15 protein-coding genes are annotated in these 14,928 nt (G+C 32.9%); 10 read left to right on the forward strand and 5 right to left on the reverse strand.

Features of this window, described 5'->3' with window-relative positions; genetic code table 11:
* The first annotated feature begins 35 nt into the window (after positions 1–35).
* The 10 genes from pdxR (at position 36) to KKQ76_RS02190 (ending at position 10,522) form a co-directional block, all read left to right on the forward strand.
* Positions 36–1,478, forward strand: a complete 1,443-nt coding sequence (gene pdxR / locus KKQ76_RS02145; RefSeq protein WP_213195621.1) for a MocR-like pyridoxine biosynthesis transcription factor PdxR — start codon at positions 36–38, stop codon at positions 1,476–1,478.
* A gap of 721 nt (positions 1,479–2,199) precedes the next feature.
* On the forward strand, positions 2,200–3,414 hold the full coding sequence (locus KKQ76_RS02150; RefSeq protein WP_069798092.1) for an HD domain-containing protein: 1,215 nt from the start codon (positions 2,200–2,202) through the stop codon (positions 3,412–3,414).
* A 58-nt stretch (positions 3,415–3,472) separates the two neighbouring features.
* The gene (lpxD, locus tag KKQ76_RS02155) at positions 3,473–4,507 is read left to right on the forward strand and encodes a UDP-3-O-(3-hydroxymyristoyl)glucosamine N-acyltransferase (RefSeq protein ID WP_213195622.1); all 1,035 of its coding nucleotides are present in this window, start codon (positions 3,473–3,475) and stop codon (positions 4,505–4,507) included.
* Positions 4,500–5,900 carry a bifunctional UDP-3-O-[3-hydroxymyristoyl] N-acetylglucosamine deacetylase/3-hydroxyacyl-ACP dehydratase gene (locus tag KKQ76_RS02160; RefSeq protein ID WP_213195623.1) on the forward strand — a complete coding sequence of 467 codons (1,401 nt, stop codon included), beginning with the start codon at positions 4,500–4,502 and terminating at the stop codon, positions 5,898–5,900. Before lpxD ends, KKQ76_RS02160 begins: the two co-directional genes overlap by 8 nt.
* On the forward strand, positions 5,897–6,685 hold the full coding sequence (lpxA, locus tag KKQ76_RS02165; protein WP_213195624.1) for an acyl-ACP--UDP-N-acetylglucosamine O-acyltransferase: 789 nt from the start codon (positions 5,897–5,899) through the stop codon (positions 6,683–6,685). Before KKQ76_RS02160 ends, lpxA begins: the two co-directional genes overlap by 4 nt.
* Positions 6,686–6,714: 29 nt before the next feature.
* A complete protein-coding gene (gene efp, locus KKQ76_RS02170) occupies positions 6,715–7,278 on the forward strand; it encodes an elongation factor P (protein WP_213195625.1) in 564 nt (187 codons plus the stop codon).
* 71 nt (positions 7,279–7,349) lie between these two features.
* Positions 7,350–8,252: an LpxD N-terminal domain-containing protein gene (locus KKQ76_RS02175; protein ID WP_213195626.1), complete on the forward strand. Its 903-nt coding sequence runs from the start codon at positions 7,350–7,352 to the stop codon at positions 8,250–8,252.
* Positions 8,253–8,254: 2 nt separating this feature from the next.
* Positions 8,255–8,824 (forward strand): hypothetical protein, encoded by a 570-nt coding sequence (locus tag KKQ76_RS02180; protein WP_213195627.1) that lies wholly within the window; start codon positions 8,255–8,257, stop codon positions 8,822–8,824.
* Between the two features lie 102 nt (positions 8,825–8,926).
* On the forward strand, positions 8,927–9,799 hold the full coding sequence (gene sucD / locus KKQ76_RS02185) for a succinate--CoA ligase subunit alpha (RefSeq protein WP_069798080.1): 873 nt from the start codon (positions 8,927–8,929) through the stop codon (positions 9,797–9,799).
* Positions 9,800–9,877: 78 nt separating this feature from the next.
* Positions 9,878–10,522, forward strand: a complete 645-nt coding sequence (locus tag KKQ76_RS02190; RefSeq protein ID WP_069798078.1) for an outer membrane beta-barrel protein — start codon at positions 9,878–9,880, stop codon at positions 10,520–10,522.
* Between the two features lie 58 nt (positions 10,523–10,580).
* Here KKQ76_RS02190 and KKQ76_RS02195 read toward each other — a convergent pair whose 3' ends face one another.
* The 5 genes from KKQ76_RS02195 to KKQ76_RS02215 all read right to left on the reverse strand — a co-directional run bounded on the left by KKQ76_RS02195 (position 10,581) and on the right by KKQ76_RS02215 (position 14,758).
* Positions 10,581–10,946, reverse strand: coding sequence for a DUF1304 domain-containing protein (locus KKQ76_RS02195; RefSeq protein ID WP_213195628.1), 366 nt, complete (start codon positions 10,944–10,946; stop codon positions 10,581–10,583).
* Between the two features lie 257 nt (positions 10,947–11,203).
* Positions 11,204–11,449 (reverse strand): hypothetical protein, encoded by a 246-nt coding sequence (locus KKQ76_RS02200; protein WP_213195629.1) that lies wholly within the window; start codon positions 11,447–11,449, stop codon positions 11,204–11,206.
* Positions 11,450–11,490: 41 nt separating this feature from the next.
* The gene (locus KKQ76_RS02205; RefSeq protein WP_213195630.1) at positions 11,491–12,354 is read right to left on the reverse strand and encodes a hypothetical protein; all 864 of its coding nucleotides are present in this window, start codon (positions 12,352–12,354) and stop codon (positions 11,491–11,493) included.
* Positions 12,355–12,448: 94 nt separating this feature from the next.
* Entirely contained in the window at positions 12,449–13,765 is a 1,317-nt protein-coding gene (locus KKQ76_RS02210; RefSeq protein WP_213195631.1) for an ABC transporter permease, read from the reverse strand.
* 63 nt (positions 13,766–13,828) lie between these two features.
* Positions 13,829–14,758, reverse strand: coding sequence for an ABC transporter ATP-binding protein (locus KKQ76_RS02215; protein WP_213195632.1), 930 nt, complete (start codon positions 14,756–14,758; stop codon positions 13,829–13,831).
* Positions 14,759–14,928: the final 170 nt, after the last annotated feature.

Here is a 14,928-nt window from a genome sequence, read left to right on the forward strand (position 1 = left end):
TTGTAGTCCAATTTTTAAATAAAAGATAGTCCAGAATGTTGCCATATCAACATATTATCATTATAGAAAAAGAAAGCAAAGTTCCTGTTTACAAACAGATTGCTATTTCAATCATCAACGCTATCAGAAACGGTACTTTGAAAGCTGGAACACATTTATTGAGTAGTCGTGAGTTGGCTCGAATGTTACAAGTTCATAGAAAAACAGTTGTTTCGGCTTATGACGAATTACAAGCACAAGAATGGATAACCGTATATCCAAGAAAATATGTGATAGTGGCAGAAAATTTACCCGTACTAAAGCCAAAAAAATGGAATGAACCAACTGAAAAATCTTCTTATGAACAAGATTTTAATATTCCTTTTCGGGTGGTTCGAGATGTTATGAAAACTGATAATTCTGTTCCTGAAATCATTGTAGATGATGGACACCCAGATGTTCGACTTTCTCCGATAAATGATTTATTGAAAACATATCGCTCGTTTACTTCTCGAAAATCTGCCATAAAAAAAGCTCATATCGGAACAACACAAGGAACATTGATGCTTCGGGAAGAGTTGACTAAATATTTGTCAGAAACGAGAGGATTAAATATTTCTGCGGATAATATTTTGATTACGCACGGTGCACAAATGAGCATTTATCTTTCGGCACGACTACTTTTAAATGAACACGCAAACATTGTCGTAGCCAAGCCAAATTATCCTGTTGCAAACAAAACTTTTCAAGAAACGGGGGCGAAGCTTATCGAAGTTAATATTGATGATAACGGAATTGATACCGATGAAATCGAGCAAATTTGTAAAAAGAAAAAAATAAATGCTGTTTATGTTGTTCCACATCATCATTATCCAACAACGGTTACTTTGAGCGTAGAACGAAGAATGAAATTACTTGAACTTTCAAAGAAGTTTTCGTTTGCCATTATCGAAGATGATTATGATTACGATTATCACTATTTATCTTCGCCATATTTGCCTTTGGCAAGTGCCAATCACAATGGTAATGTGATTTATATTGGCTCTTTTTCTAAAATTTTAGACCCTGCTCTGCGACTGGGTTTTATGGTTGCTCCGAAAAATTTTATTGACCAATGCTCCTCTTTCAGAAAAATTATTGACGTGGGTGGTGATGGATATATGCAAAATGCATTAGCTACTTTGATAAAAGATGGCGAATTGAAAAGGCACCTCAAAAAAGCTAAAAAATGTTACCACGAGCGTAGAGATTTTTTGGATAATTTACTAAAAAATCAATTGTCAAAATATATAACCTACCGGTTGCCGTCTGGTGGAATGGCTGTTTGGATTACGTTTAACAAATCATTTTCGGTAGATAAATTAGTGTCAAATCCGTTCTTTAAGATAGTTCGACTGGATAATGAATTGAATGCATTTCGTTTTGGATTTGCTTCAATGAATGAAGAAGAATTGCAATCTGCTGTCAATGAGATAGAAAAAATAGTATTGAAAAGTTGACTTTTGATGCAGGTCGGTTCTTTTAAAATAGCAGATAACACCCAAATATACGAAAGTTTTGCGAAAGTGCAAATTTTTTGATAAATTTTGACTACATGCTATATATTCAGTGTTTTTTGTATATATTTGGTTTCGTATTTCGTATAGAGATTTATAGAATTTATTGCACTCTATTTTTTTAATCTACACAAAATGCGCAATTTAAAATATAACTAAACGGTTGTATAGTTATTTTAGGACGAAACACCACCTAACCCAAAGCAATGTCAAAGGAATGTCAAAGGAATGTATAAGGAAAGGGTAATGAATGTCTGCTTGCATTTTACTTGCAGGATAAAGGCAAGATGCTTGCTTATTATACCCAGAACTTTATATGGCATTTTGAAGAAAACAAATAAGGGTTTGAGTTGAATCAAGTGGCAGTCAAACTCGAGTTTTGTTCGCAAAAAGTACCCTTTTTCCGAAGCTGATTCGAAGCTGATTCGAACTTGATTCGAACAAATGTCTCAAAAAAGACAAAAAAAGGTGAAATAATTACAGCTAATTGATGCGTAATAATACTGTAAACTTTCATGGTAAGAACTTTAAATTTTATAATTAAAAACTTATTTTATTTTTTGTCACAGAAGAAGTCGTAAAGCATTAGATGAATTAAAAATCTGTTAAACTAAATTTCCGTAAATTTGAAAAATCATTTATCAATCATCATTTATCTATTCAAATGAGCACCAATAAACTCAAAATTATCAATGACCCAGTTCATGGTTTTATAAAAATTCCTTACGAAATTTTGTATGATGTGTTAGAGCATCGTTATTTTCAGAGATTGCGCAGAATTTCTCAAACAGGATTGTTGAGTTTAGTTTTTCCAGGAGCTACTCATACCAGATTTCATCATGCTTTAGGTGCAATGCATCTCATGTTTACGGCGCTAGAAACATTGAAACTGAAAAATGTAAAAATTTCAGACGAAGAAGAAAAAGCGGCGCTTCTCGCCATTTTATTGCACGATGTAGGTCATGGTCCGTATTCTCACGCTTTAGAAAGTCTTTTGATGGAAGATTGGCATCACGAGAAACTTTCGATTTTATTGATGAAAAAATTGAATGATGAGTTTAATGGAGAGTTAGATTTGGCGATAGAAATGTTCCAAGGAAAATACCATCGTAAATTCTTTAACCAATTGATTACTTCACAGTTAGATGTGGATAGGTTGGATTATTTGAAGCGAGACAGTTTCTTTACGGGAGTTTCAGAAGGAAGTGTGAACACGCAGAGAATTATTTCGATGATGAATGTGAAAGATGATGAACTTCTGATTGATGAAAAAGGAGTTTATTCAATTGAAAATTTCCTCACAGCGAGAATGTTTATGTATTGGCAAGTTTACTATCATAAAACATCGGCTTTGGCAGAACATCTTTTGGTGAAAATTTTGAGCAGAGCAAAACAGCTTATTTCTGAAGGAAAACAAGTGGAAGCTTACGGAAATTTGAAATATTTCTTGTACAAAACTGATTTCGAAAAAGCGACAGAAGAAGATGTGAATCGTTTTACACAATTGGATGATACAGATGTACTGAGCGCGATAAAAACTTGGCAAAATGCTGATGATTTTGTGTTGAGTTATTTCTGTAAAGCGGTGGTTCAGAGAAAATTCCCAAAAACGGTATTTTCTTCTCAAAAATTTGAAGAATCAGAAATTTTAGAAAAAATAGAACGAGCCAATCAGAAATTTGGCATCGAAAATGGGGATCAATTGGTGGAACAAATCAGCAGAACTTTGCTTCCTTATGATAATCAAAAACAACCGATTTTTTTGCTCAAAAGAGACGGAAGAAAGATAAAGTTGGAAGACGCAGAAACTCAAATTCTATCAGCGCATATCAATCAACCCACCACCAAAAACATTCTGTTTTTCCCTAGAGAAATTTAAGTTTTCAAAAAACTAAAAATTGTATGAGTGTAATAAGATTTTCGTATCTTTGCACGATATGGAATTTACTGCAGCTCAAATTGCAAGTTTTATCAATGGAAAAATCTTGGGAGACGAAAATGCCTCAATTACAGGTGTTTCGCCCATAGAGAATGCGCAAAATGGTCAACTCTCTTTTGTTTCTCAAGAAAAATTTGCAGAATTTATTTCACTTTCAGAAGCCTCTGTGATCATTGTTTCTGAAAAATTTGTTAAAGAAGAAAACTATAAACCTACACTTATTGTAGTAGAAGACGCTTATTTGGCTTTTCAGGTTTTAATGAATCTCTATCAACAGATGAGAGAAGAAAAAAAATCAGGAATTGAACAACCTTCTACCATTGCAGACAGTGCAACAATAGGCGAAAATGTCTACGTGGGTGCACATTCTTATATCTCAGATAAATCAAAAATCGGTAACGGAACACAGATTTTCCCTCAAGTTTACATCGGAAAAAATGTAAAAATTGGCGATAACTCTATTATTTATAGCGGTGCTAGAATTTATGATTACTGTGTGGTTGGTGATAATTGCATCATTCATTCTAATACTGTGGTAGGAAGTGATGGCTTCGGTTTTCAACCTACGAAAGATGGCTATCAAAAAATTCCACAATTAGGGAATGTAGTTATAGAAAATAATGTAGAAATAGGTTCTAATTGCAGTATAGATAGAGGAACTATCGGTTCTACTGTTATTGGCGAAGGAACTAAAATAGATAATCTGATTCAGATTGCTCATAACGTAAAAATTGGTAAAAATAACGTTATCGCAGCACAAGCTGGTATAGCTGGTTCTACCGTTATTGGAGACTGGAATATGATTGGCGGACAAACTGGTGTTGCTGGTCATCTCAAAATAGGTAACCAGATTAGAGTACAAGCGCAGAGCGGAATAAATAGAGATGTACAAGACGGGGAAACACTCTTCGGAACACCTGCTTTCAATGCCGGTGATTACAGAAGAAGCTATGTGCTTTTCAGAAAATTCCCTGAAATTGTTGAACGAATAAATAATCTAGAAAAAAACTCAAAAGAAAATACTAATGAGTGAAAAACAGAAGACTTTAGGTAAAGAAGTATCACTTTCTGGAATTGGACTTCACACAGGAAGACAAGTAAACCTTACCATGAAACCTGCTAAAGAAAATACAGGTTTTGTATTTGTAAGAACAGACTTAGAAGGTAATCCTCAAGTGGAAGCAGATGTAAATTATGTAACGACTACAGAAAGAGGTACTACGTTAGAAAAATTAGGTGTTAAAATCCATACTTGTGAGCATTTATTAGCTGCTCTAGTAGGAATGGATATTGATAATGCTATCTTAGAAATGAACAGTGCAGAACCACCAATTATGGATGGTTCTTCTAAATTTTTCGTAGAAGCAATAGAAGAAGCTGGAGTGGTAGAACAAGAGCAAAATAGAGAATATTTAGTCATCAAAGAAGTGATGAACTATGTAGACCCTAATACAGGCTCAGAAATTACCATTATTCCTTCTGAAAACTACGAAATTACTACAATGGTAGATTTCGGGACTAAAATTTTAGGAACTCAGAATGCTTCTCTTAAAAATATTACAGATTTTAAAGATGAAATTTCATCAGCGAGAACTTTCAGTTTCTTACACGAATTAGAAATGCTTTTAGATAGTGGCTTAATTAAAGGTGGAGATATTTCTAACGCTATTGTTTATGTAGACAAAGAATTAACTCCAGAAACCGCTGAAAAACTTAAAAAAGCTTTCGGTAAAGAAGAAGTTACCATAAGACCTAATGGTATTTTAGATAATCTTACCCTTAATTATCCTAATGAAGCTGCGCGTCATAAATTGCTAGATGTAATCGGTGATTTAGCTTTAACGGGAGTAAAAATTAAAGGAAAAGTAATTGCTACTAAACCTGGACATTTCGTGAATACACAATTTGCGAAAAAACTAAACAGACAGTGGAAATTACAAAAAAAGAAAAACGTGCCAGATTTTGATTTAAAAGCAGAACCTGTTTTTGATATTAACGGGATTATGCGTCTTTTACCACATAGACCACCATTTTTGTTGATTGATAAGATTTTAGAATTATCAGAATCTCATGTGGTAGGTCTTAAAAATGTTTCGATGAATGAACCTTTTTTTGTAGGTCATTTTCCTAAAGAACCAGTAATGCCTGGTGTTTTACAAATCGAAGCTATGGCTCAAGCTGGAGGTATTTTAGTCTTGGCAAATGTTCCAGACCCAGAAAATTATTCCACTTATTTTGTTAAAATAGATAAGGTAAAGTTCAAGAAAAAAGTAATTCCTGGAGATACTCTTATTTTTAAAATAGAACTAATAGAACCTATAAGAAGAGGCATTGTTCACATGCAAGGTTACGGTTACGTAGGAGATAGCGTAGTAGTAGAAGCAGAATTGATGGCTCAAGTTGCTAAAACCAAATTAGACTCATGATTCATCAATTAGCCGCTGTAGACAGACGTGCCAAAATTGGCAAAGATGTTACCATAGAACCTTTTACCACCATTGCTGCAGACGTAGAAATAGGAGAAGGAACTTGGATTGGTCCCAATGTTACCATTATGGATGGTGCAAGAATTGGTAAAAACTGTAGAATTTTTCCCGGAACGGTAATTTCTGCAATTCCACAAGATTTGAAATTTGATGGTGAACAAACATTGACCATTATTGGAGACAATACTACCATCAGAGAATGTGTAACCGTCAACAGGGGAACCAAAGCATTAGGCTATACCAAAGTAGGAAATGATTGCCTTATCATGGCTACTTCTCACATCGCTCATGACTGTGTTCTAGGAAACCATGTCATCATTGTAAACGGTTGCGGAATTGCAGGACACGTAGAAATAGGAGATTTCACTGTAATGGGAGGTCTTTCTGCGGTACACCAATTTGGCAAAATAGGCAAACACGTGATGATTTCTGGAGGAACACTCGTAAGAAAAGATATTCCACCTTATGTAAAAGTAGCGAGAGAACCTATGTCTTATGCAGGAATTAATTCTGTGGGATTAAGAAGAAGAGGTTTCAGTAATGATAGAATTTTAGAAATTCAAAAAATCTACAAATATCTTTTTCAATCTAAAATGAATGTTTCTCAGGCTACAAGATTCATCGAAAACGAAATGCCACCTACGGAAGAAAGAGACGAGATTTTAGAATTTATTAAAAATTCACCTCGTGGAATTGTAAAAGGTTACGGAACAGGAAAAGAATAAAAACATATTTTAAAAAATAATAAATATTAATGGCAACAAGTAATGATATTAAAAAAGGTCTTTGTATAGAATTCAACAATGACATTTATAAAGTAATCGAATTTTTACACGTAAAACCAGGAAAAGGTCCTGCTTTCGTAAGAACTAAACTAAAATCTGTAACCAATGGAAAAGTAATTGATAATACTTTTTCTGCAGGTCATAAAATAGACGAAGTAAAAGTAATTACTCGTAAATTTCAATACTTATATGATGATGAGAATGGTTTCCACTTCATGAATAACGAAGATTTCTCTCAAATGTATTTGAACAAAGAAATGATTGAAAACGCTCAATTCATGAAAGCGGGTGAAGAAGTAACCATCATTATGAAAGAAGCAGACGAAACTCCACTTTCAGCTGAAATTCCACCTACTGTTTACCTAGAAGTAATAGAAGCAGATCCAGGTGTAAAAGGAAACACTGCAACGAATGCACTTAAAAATGCCATCGTAGAAACGGGTGCTAGAGTTTTGGTTCCGCTTTTCATAGAAGCTGGTGACAAAATTAAAGTAAACACAGAAGACGGTACTTACCTAGAAAGAGTAAAATAATTTGAGAAGTGGGAAACGAGTTGCGAGTTTTTCTCGTATCTCGTATCTCGTATCTCGTATCTCTATAAAATATGACTTTCAAATCTCCACAAACCCTTAAAACCATTGCCGAACTCATCGGTGCGAAATATGTAGGCGACGAAAATTTTCAAATTTTTGGAACCAATGAAATCCATCGCGTAAAAAAAGGAGAAATAGTCTTTGTCAATCATCCTAAATATTATGACAAAGCGCTTCATTCCGAAGCTACCATCATTTTGATAGATAAAGAAGTTGCTTGTCCAGAAGGAAAAGCACTTTTGGTTTCTGATGATCCTTTCAGAGACTTTAATAAAATCAACGACCATTTTACGGGTATTCAAACTTTTGAAACTACTGGTAACAATCTTTCTATTGGCGAAAATTGTAAAATTCACCCTTCTGTAATCATCGGAAATGATGTGAAAATTGGGGATAATTGTATGATTTTCCCAAATGTAGTTATTGGTGACAGAACGGTCATTGGCAATAATTGTATCATTCAGGCAGGAACTGTTTTAGGTGGCGATGCTTTCTATTACAACAAAAATGCGGAAGGTTACAGAAAAATGCTTTCCGTAGGAAATGTGATTTTAGAAGATGAGGTAGAAATCGGGGTTAACTGTTGCATAGACCGTGGTGTTACAGATTCTACCATCATCAAAAAAGGCTCAAAACTTGATAATTTAATCCAAATAGGTCACGACACTGTACTTGGCGAAAGAACTCTAGTAGCTTCAGGAGCGATGATTGCAGGTTGTTGTATCATAGAAGATGATGTACAAGTTTGGGGTCAAGTGGGTATGGCTTCTGGTAAAAGAGTAGGAAAAGGAGCGGTACTTTTAGGTAAAACTGGAGTGAACAGAGACTTAGAAGGTGGCAAAACTTATTTCGGTAGCTTAGCCGAAGAATTTAGAGAGTATTTAAAGAAAGAAATAAAGCTTAAAAATTTGTAATAATGAAAAAAGTTATTGTATTATTTATTTTTATTTTACACAGTTTTTTTTATGCACAATCAAAAGATATTGATTGTAAAATAAAATTTGTAGATGGAAAAGAGCTAAATGCTAAAGTGAGATTTAGAGTTAGCATGTTCTATGAAAATGAAATTTATGAAAATAGCATAACTCAAAAAAATGTAATTTTTGTAAATGAAAAGGGCAAAAAAGAAAAGCATCTTTTTAATGAATTCAAAAGTATTGAATTTATAGATTTAAAAGGAAAAGAGAGAATATTTGAAAGACCGATTGAAAAATATGGACTTTTTGAATTAATTTATGAAGGCAAAAAAATAAAATGGTACCGAGATTATAATGAAAATATGTATGATCATTCTCAAGGTTCCTACGAAATTATTGTAAAAAGTCCGAATGAGTATGTTTTCTTGGATGTTTTAACTAATAATAGAAAGAAGCTTAAAGAAATAATGTATGATAGACCAGATTTATTTCAATTAATTGAGCAAATCAATTATAATAGATTAAAAGATGAACAATTAATTGAAGTATTAAAAAAATATGATGAATAAAATCCTAATTTTTTTATACCATAAATAATAATTAAATTTGTAAAAAGTAAAATATAATCGCTGAAAGCCAAAAGCTGAAAGCCAAAAGCAAAAAATAAAATCATGTCAGTATTAGTAAATAAAGATTCAAAGGTAATCGTACAAGGATTTACAGGAAACGAAGGAACTTTTCATGCAACTCAAATGATTGAATACGGAACCAACGTAGTAGGTGGTGTAACTCCAGGAAAAGGAGGAACTGAACATCTTGGTAAGCCAGTTTTCAACACTGTTGCAGACGCAGTTGCTAAAGCAGGAGCTAATGTTTCTATTATTTTTGTACCACCTGCATTTGCTGCAGATGCTGTAATGGAAGCTGCAGAAGCTGGAATTAAAGTAATCGTTTGTATTACAGAAGGAATTCCGGTAGCTGATATGGTAAAAGTAAAAGAATATATTAAAGACAAAGGTGCTAGATTAATCGGTCCTAACTGCCCTGGAATTATCACTTCAGACGAAGCTAAAATCGGTATTATGCCAGGTTTCGTTTTCAAAAAAGGTAGAGTAGGTATTGTTTCTAAATCAGGTACTTTAACTTACGAAGCTGCAGACCAAGTGGTAAGAGCTGGTTTCGGTGTTTCTACTGCAATCGGTATTGGTGGTGACCCAATCATCGGAACAACTACTAAAGAAGCTTTAGAATTATTCATCAACGACCCAGAAACTGATGCAGTAGTGATGATTGGTGAAATTGGTGGTTCTCTAGAAGCTGAAGCGGCAAGATGGTACAGAGATTCTGGTTCTAAAAAACCAGTAGTAGGTTTCATCGCTGGTCAAACTGCTCCTAAAGGTAGAACTATGGGACACGCTGGTGCAATCGTAGGTGGTGCTGAAGATACGGCTCAAGCAAAAATGCAAATCATGGAGGAATGCGGAATCAACGTTGTAGCTTCTCCAGCTGATATCGGTAAAACTATTGCTAAAGTATTAGGATAAATCATTATCTTTGATATTACAAATATTTTAAACTTCATAATAATCTTTATTATGAAGTTTTTATTTAAATAAAACACAATGAAAACAAATGTTAACACTTGGCTTCAGAAATTATTGATCATTTCTGTGGGCTTCATTTTTACCCCTATTTTTTCGCAAGTAGATTTTTCTTCTACCAGATTTGGTCTCATTGCAGGGCCTACGTATTCAAGAATTCAAAATGCGCACAACCCTTCTTCTTCTAGAATTTCGTTTTATGGAGGAGCATTGGCAATCATTCCAATTGGAGGAGATGACATGTTTTATTTGCAACCACAAGTAGAATATTTAAGTGCAGGTGAAAAAGGGGACGGAGAAACCGTTTACGCGAATAATTACTTAAGTGTTCCTGTTTATTTTAAAGCTTATTTTTCTGAGGCAGAATCAGAGTTTTTTGGACAATTAGGACCGAGATTCGGTTTTTTACTCAGTCAAAAAGTTGAAAATCCTTCCAGAAGCATCTATAATGTAGAAGAATTTGGTAAAGCAGCAGCGTTTGATTTAGCCATTTCTGCAGGTTTAGGATTTAGCTACAAAAGAAAATTAGAAATTGTAGGAAGATTTGATTTTGGAGTAAGCAATAATTTACCAGATTTAATGGGAAAAGAACCACAAGATGGTGCTACCAACTCTACGAAAAGACAACACGTTTTAAGCGCAGGAATTACCTATATTTTTGATTAAAATTAAAAATTTAAAATATTAAATAAACCTCAAGGAATTTTTCTTGAGGTTTTTTGTTTTATCTTAAAAGTACAAAAACCAAAGCTAAAATCGCTGGTAATGCTTGTACAAAAAATATTTTTCTAGAAGCAGTAAGCGCACCATAAATTCCCGCTACGATTACACAACCCAAAAAGAAAAACTGAATATTCTTTTGCCATTCTGGAATTTCTATGAAGAAACTCCAGATTAATCCTGCTGCCAAAAACCCATTATACAAGCCTTGATTGGCGGCTAATTTTTTGGTAGGTTTAAAGAGTTCATTTGGCAAAGAACCTTTAAAAGTTTTCTTGCCCAAAGTTTCCCAAGCAAACATCTCCATATATAAAATGTAAAGATGTTCTAGGGCTACTAATGCGACTAAAATGGTGGAGAGGGTTTGCATGGTAGATTTTATGAATTAAAATTAATTGTAATTGATTTTGATGTAAAGTAATTGAAATTAAATCTTGTTGAATTCAAGTTCTATTTTATTTTTCTCTATTATTACATCTGAATATTTCGTAATGATTTTCTTTTTTTTCAGAAGGGATAAAACAAAATACTAGATTTACCAATATTAAAAGTTTTTCCATTTGAATAAATAATTTCTGTAATTTCCTTATAAATATAATCTCCCTTTATATATAATGTCGTTTTAATTTAATTAGTCAATAAATCAAAAACTCTAATTATTCCATTTTCCAAATTGTTGTAATCTTCACTAAAATGGCTGTGGTTTACTCCAAAACCAACAGTTAACTCATCTTTATTAATGGACAACCAAAATTTTGAATCTTTCAACTCCAAAAATTTTGTTTCATGTCCTTGAGAAAAAATTACTTTTTCGCCAAGTTTTTCTTTCAGCAAGTTATAAATGTCTTCAAATTTTTTTTCGTGAGTTTTCATTTGGCAATAATATTAGCTCATAAATTTAAGCTAAGTATTTTTTAAATTTTGCTTACTTTTTTTGATTTTTTTAAATCTTTTCTAATTTTAGAATTGTGTATTAAACCTGGTAATCCTATGCTTTTACGATTTTTATTTACTTGTATTGAGTCAATGATTTCAACACCATTAAATCCATAAATAGTTTTGTTTTGTTTTTCTACGAATAATAAATTATAGTCTATCATCATTGCGTAATCTCTTGGAGAACACTCACCTGATTTGACGTATTCAGGTAATTTTTTCTCAAAATATGGATATTTGTCACTTTCAATCATATGAGTTAAAAATGTAAGCATAGGAAACCAACCAATTTTATCACTAGAAGGGAAGCCATAATTTTCAAATGTCCATATTAATAATCTGGCGTTTTTATCTACATTTTTTTTGACTAATTTTAAATTAGTTGGTCTTTCTTCTTGATCTCTTTTTAAAGCTATTTTAAAAGAGTCAATTAGAGTTTTATTTAAATTTTTGTTCCAATTTTTAATCACATTATTTACGTCAGAGCTATCAACTTTATATTTTTCTAATAAATAGATGATCTTTTTGTCATTTTTCTTTGTTTCCCAATTGTAACCATTTAATTTAACTAATTTTAGTAAGCTTTTCTTTCCACCAAAGTTTTTGTTGTAATAATCAGATAATATAATAAAATTTTCAAATTCATTAAGTCTATCATCATTTTTGGGTTCAAATTTTTTAAATACTTTTCTATATTTTTTTAATGATTTAATGGTATCATTTTCAAAGCGCATAATACTATCCGCAATTAAAACTTTATTATAATAAACTATGTAATTTGTTTTTTGGTTTTTACAAGAAATTAAAAGAATTAATAAAATGAATGTAAGAAAGCTTTTCATGATTTTTTTTTTTTGCTAATTTAACAAAAAAATCGTCACATCACTGCAACGATTTTATCATTTATAACTCATAACTCATCACTCATCACTGAGTTTAGCTTGTTCTAATCCATTTCCAAAGTTCTTTAAAAGTGGCTTTGTTGCCGTACATTAGAATTCCTACTCTGTAAATTTTGGCAGCCAAATACACCATTCCAAGCGTAGAAATCACCAATAAGAAAATAGAAAGTGCAATTTGCCAAACAGGAACGCCAAAAGGAATTCTCGCAATCATAGCTACTGGTGAAGTAAGCGGAATAATAGATAACCAAAAAGCCATCGGTCCTTCTGGATTATTGATTAACCCAAAGCTTCCATACATTCCCAGCATTAATGGTAAAATACCAATCATGGTAAATTGTTGGGTTTCGGTTTCATTGTCTACGGCAGAACCAATCGCTGCATACATAGAACTGTAAAAAATGTAGCCCAACAAAAAGAAAACGATGAACACAAAAATGATAATTCCGAAATTCATGTCCAAAAGAGAGTGCGAAATTTCTGCGAAAACGCTTTGAATATCTAATTTATCCAACGGAATTTCTTCTTGCTGAGGAAGATTTCCAGAAATTTTAGAAAAACCTTGATTAAAGAAAATAGCACCTAAAATGGTCATAGTAATCCAAATGGCAAATTGGGTTAAAGCGACCAATGTAACCCCTAGAATTTTGCCCATCATCAGTTCAAAAGGTTTTACAGAAGAGATGATGATTTCTACCACTCTGTTGTTTTTTTCCTCTAAAACACTGCGCATTACACGAACTCCGTAGATGATGATGAACATAAAAGTCACGTACATCAAACCCATACTCAAACCAGATTTTACACCAAAAGCAAGTGTGCTATCTTGTTTGTTATTGTCCACCACATTTTTGGTGTTGATTTCGAAGTTTTTATCAATATTTTCGATTTGAGCTTCTGTAAGTCCCAGATTTTTGATTTTTTCTTTTTTAATCACTTCAGACATCGAAAAAGCGATGTTTTGCTTCACATCAAAACCGATGTTTTTATTGACCAGAAGTTGGGTTTGTTTTTGTAAATTTTCAAAATTTTGGTCTTGCAATTTGGGAATAATAAGCAGTCCATCTACATTGTCTACCATTTCTGGAAGTGTACTTGTCAAAGCTTGTTCTGTAGATTCTGGCAGATAAATAAACTTCACATCTTTTGGTGTTTTCATGTTTTGTTGAAATACGCCACTTTTATCGATGACATTAAAAGTATATTCGGTTTCATTCGCTTTCAGCATAAAAGCAATTAATGCACCGAATCCTATCAATAGAATTGGGGCTAAAAGCGTGAGAATGATAAAAGATTTCTTTTTAACCTGTGTTAAAAATTCTCTTTTGGTTATGATGAAGATATTTTTCATTTTGTTGCTTTCGGCTTTCTGCAATATGCATTCTGCCTTATATTTTTTGTGAAAAATTAATAATTATAAACTGCTGATTGCTGATTGCGGAGAGCTTACTGCTGTAATAAATACTTCATTCATGCTCGGAATTTTTTCGTCAAAACTTCTGATTTTTCCTGCTTTCATTAAATCATTGAGCAGAAGATTTTGGTCTTCATTGTAGTTTAAGTCAAATGAAATTAAACCATGTTGGTCATGAATATTGACCAGTTGATACTGATTTTTCAGCGTTTCTAAATTTTCAGTATTTACGTCAGACAAAACAACTTTGAATAGATTTTGCTTGAATTTTTCTCTTACTTCAAAGACTTTTCCATCAAGAATTTTTCTAGATTTATTGATGAGAGCCACACTATCGCAAAGTTCTTCTACACTTTCCATGCGGTGAGTAGAAAGAATGATAGTGGTTCCTTGTTCTTTCAGTTGAAGAATTTGGTCTTTTACTAAATTCGCATTCACCGGGTCAAATCCAGAAAATGGCTCATCGAGTATCAATAATTTGGGTTGATGCAATACAGTTACCACAAACTGAATTTTCTGCGCCATTCCTTTAGAAAGTTCAGAAAGTTTTTTGTTCCACCAATGGTCAATTTCTAAACGGTCAAACCAATATTTCGCTTGAGATAGCGCATCTTGCTTTTTCATTCCTTTGAGCGCTCCGAAATAGAGAATTTGGTCGCCAACAGTCATGTTTTTGTACAATCCTCTTTCTTCCGGCATGTAACCGATGTCTTTAATATGATGAGGATTTAGTTTCTCTCCATTGATGAAAACTTCGCCAGAATCTGCTTGTGTAATTTGGTTGATAATTCTGATGAAAGTGGTTTTTCCTGCTCCATTTGGACCGAGAAGTCCATAAACAGTAGCTTTTGGAACGTGAATGCTGAAATCTTGCAATGCAATTTTTTTTCCAGCACTATATGTTTTGGTAACGTGATTTGCTTGTAGCATTATAGTTTAAATTCTAAAGAATTAGTTGCGAAATTACGGAATTGTTACGAGATAAAAGAAGATTTAAAAGCATTACTAATAATAGAATTATTTGTTTCATATGCTCTGTCGTTCCTACGGAACTTTATTTGTTTTGGTATTAATTTTACTACAAACGTTTCGTCCCTACG

The sequence above is a fragment of the Cloacibacterium caeni genome (genome assembly GCF_907163105.1).
GTDB classification, from domain to species: Bacteria; Bacteroidota; Bacteroidia; order Flavobacteriales; family Weeksellaceae; genus Cloacibacterium; species Cloacibacterium caeni_A.

Coding starts and splice junctions, on each gene's coding strand:
- KKQ76_RS02210 (WP_213195631.1), bottom strand. CDS start 13,765: ATGAAAAATATCTTCATCATAACCAAAAGAGAATTTTTAACACAGGTT.
- pdxR (WP_213195621.1), top strand. CDS start 36: ATGTTGCCATATCAACATATTATCATTATAGAAAAAGAAAGCAAAGTT.
- KKQ76_RS02205 (WP_213195630.1), bottom strand. CDS start 12,354: ATGAAAAGCTTTCTTACATTCATTTTATTAATTCTTTTAATTTCTTGT.
- lpxA (WP_213195624.1), top strand. CDS start 5,897: ATGATTCATCAATTAGCCGCTGTAGACAGACGTGCCAAAATTGGCAAA.
- efp (WP_213195625.1), top strand. CDS start 6,715: ATGGCAACAAGTAATGATATTAAAAAAGGTCTTTGTATAGAATTCAAC.
- KKQ76_RS02215 (WP_213195632.1), bottom strand. CDS start 14,758: ATGCTACAAGCAAATCACGTTACCAAAACATATAGTGCTGGAAAAAAA.
- lpxD (WP_213195622.1), top strand. CDS start 3,473: ATGGAATTTACTGCAGCTCAAATTGCAAGTTTTATCAATGGAAAAATC.
- KKQ76_RS02150 (WP_069798092.1), top strand. CDS start 2,200: ATGAGCACCAATAAACTCAAAATTATCAATGACCCAGTTCATGGTTTT.
- sucD (WP_069798080.1), top strand. CDS start 8,927: ATGTCAGTATTAGTAAATAAAGATTCAAAGGTAATCGTACAAGGATTT.
- KKQ76_RS02190 (WP_069798078.1), top strand. CDS start 9,878: ATGAAAACAAATGTTAACACTTGGCTTCAGAAATTATTGATCATTTCT.
- KKQ76_RS02180 (WP_213195627.1), top strand. CDS start 8,255: ATGAAAAAAGTTATTGTATTATTTATTTTTATTTTACACAGTTTTTTT.
- KKQ76_RS02160 (WP_213195623.1), top strand. CDS start 4,500: ATGAGTGAAAAACAGAAGACTTTAGGTAAAGAAGTATCACTTTCTGGA.
- KKQ76_RS02175 (WP_213195626.1), top strand. CDS start 7,350: ATGACTTTCAAATCTCCACAAACCCTTAAAACCATTGCCGAACTCATC.
- KKQ76_RS02195 (WP_213195628.1), bottom strand. CDS start 10,946: ATGCAAACCCTCTCCACCATTTTAGTCGCATTAGTAGCCCTAGAACAT.
- KKQ76_RS02200 (WP_213195629.1), bottom strand. CDS start 11,449: ATGAAAACTCACGAAAAAAAATTTGAAGACATTTATAACTTGCTGAAA.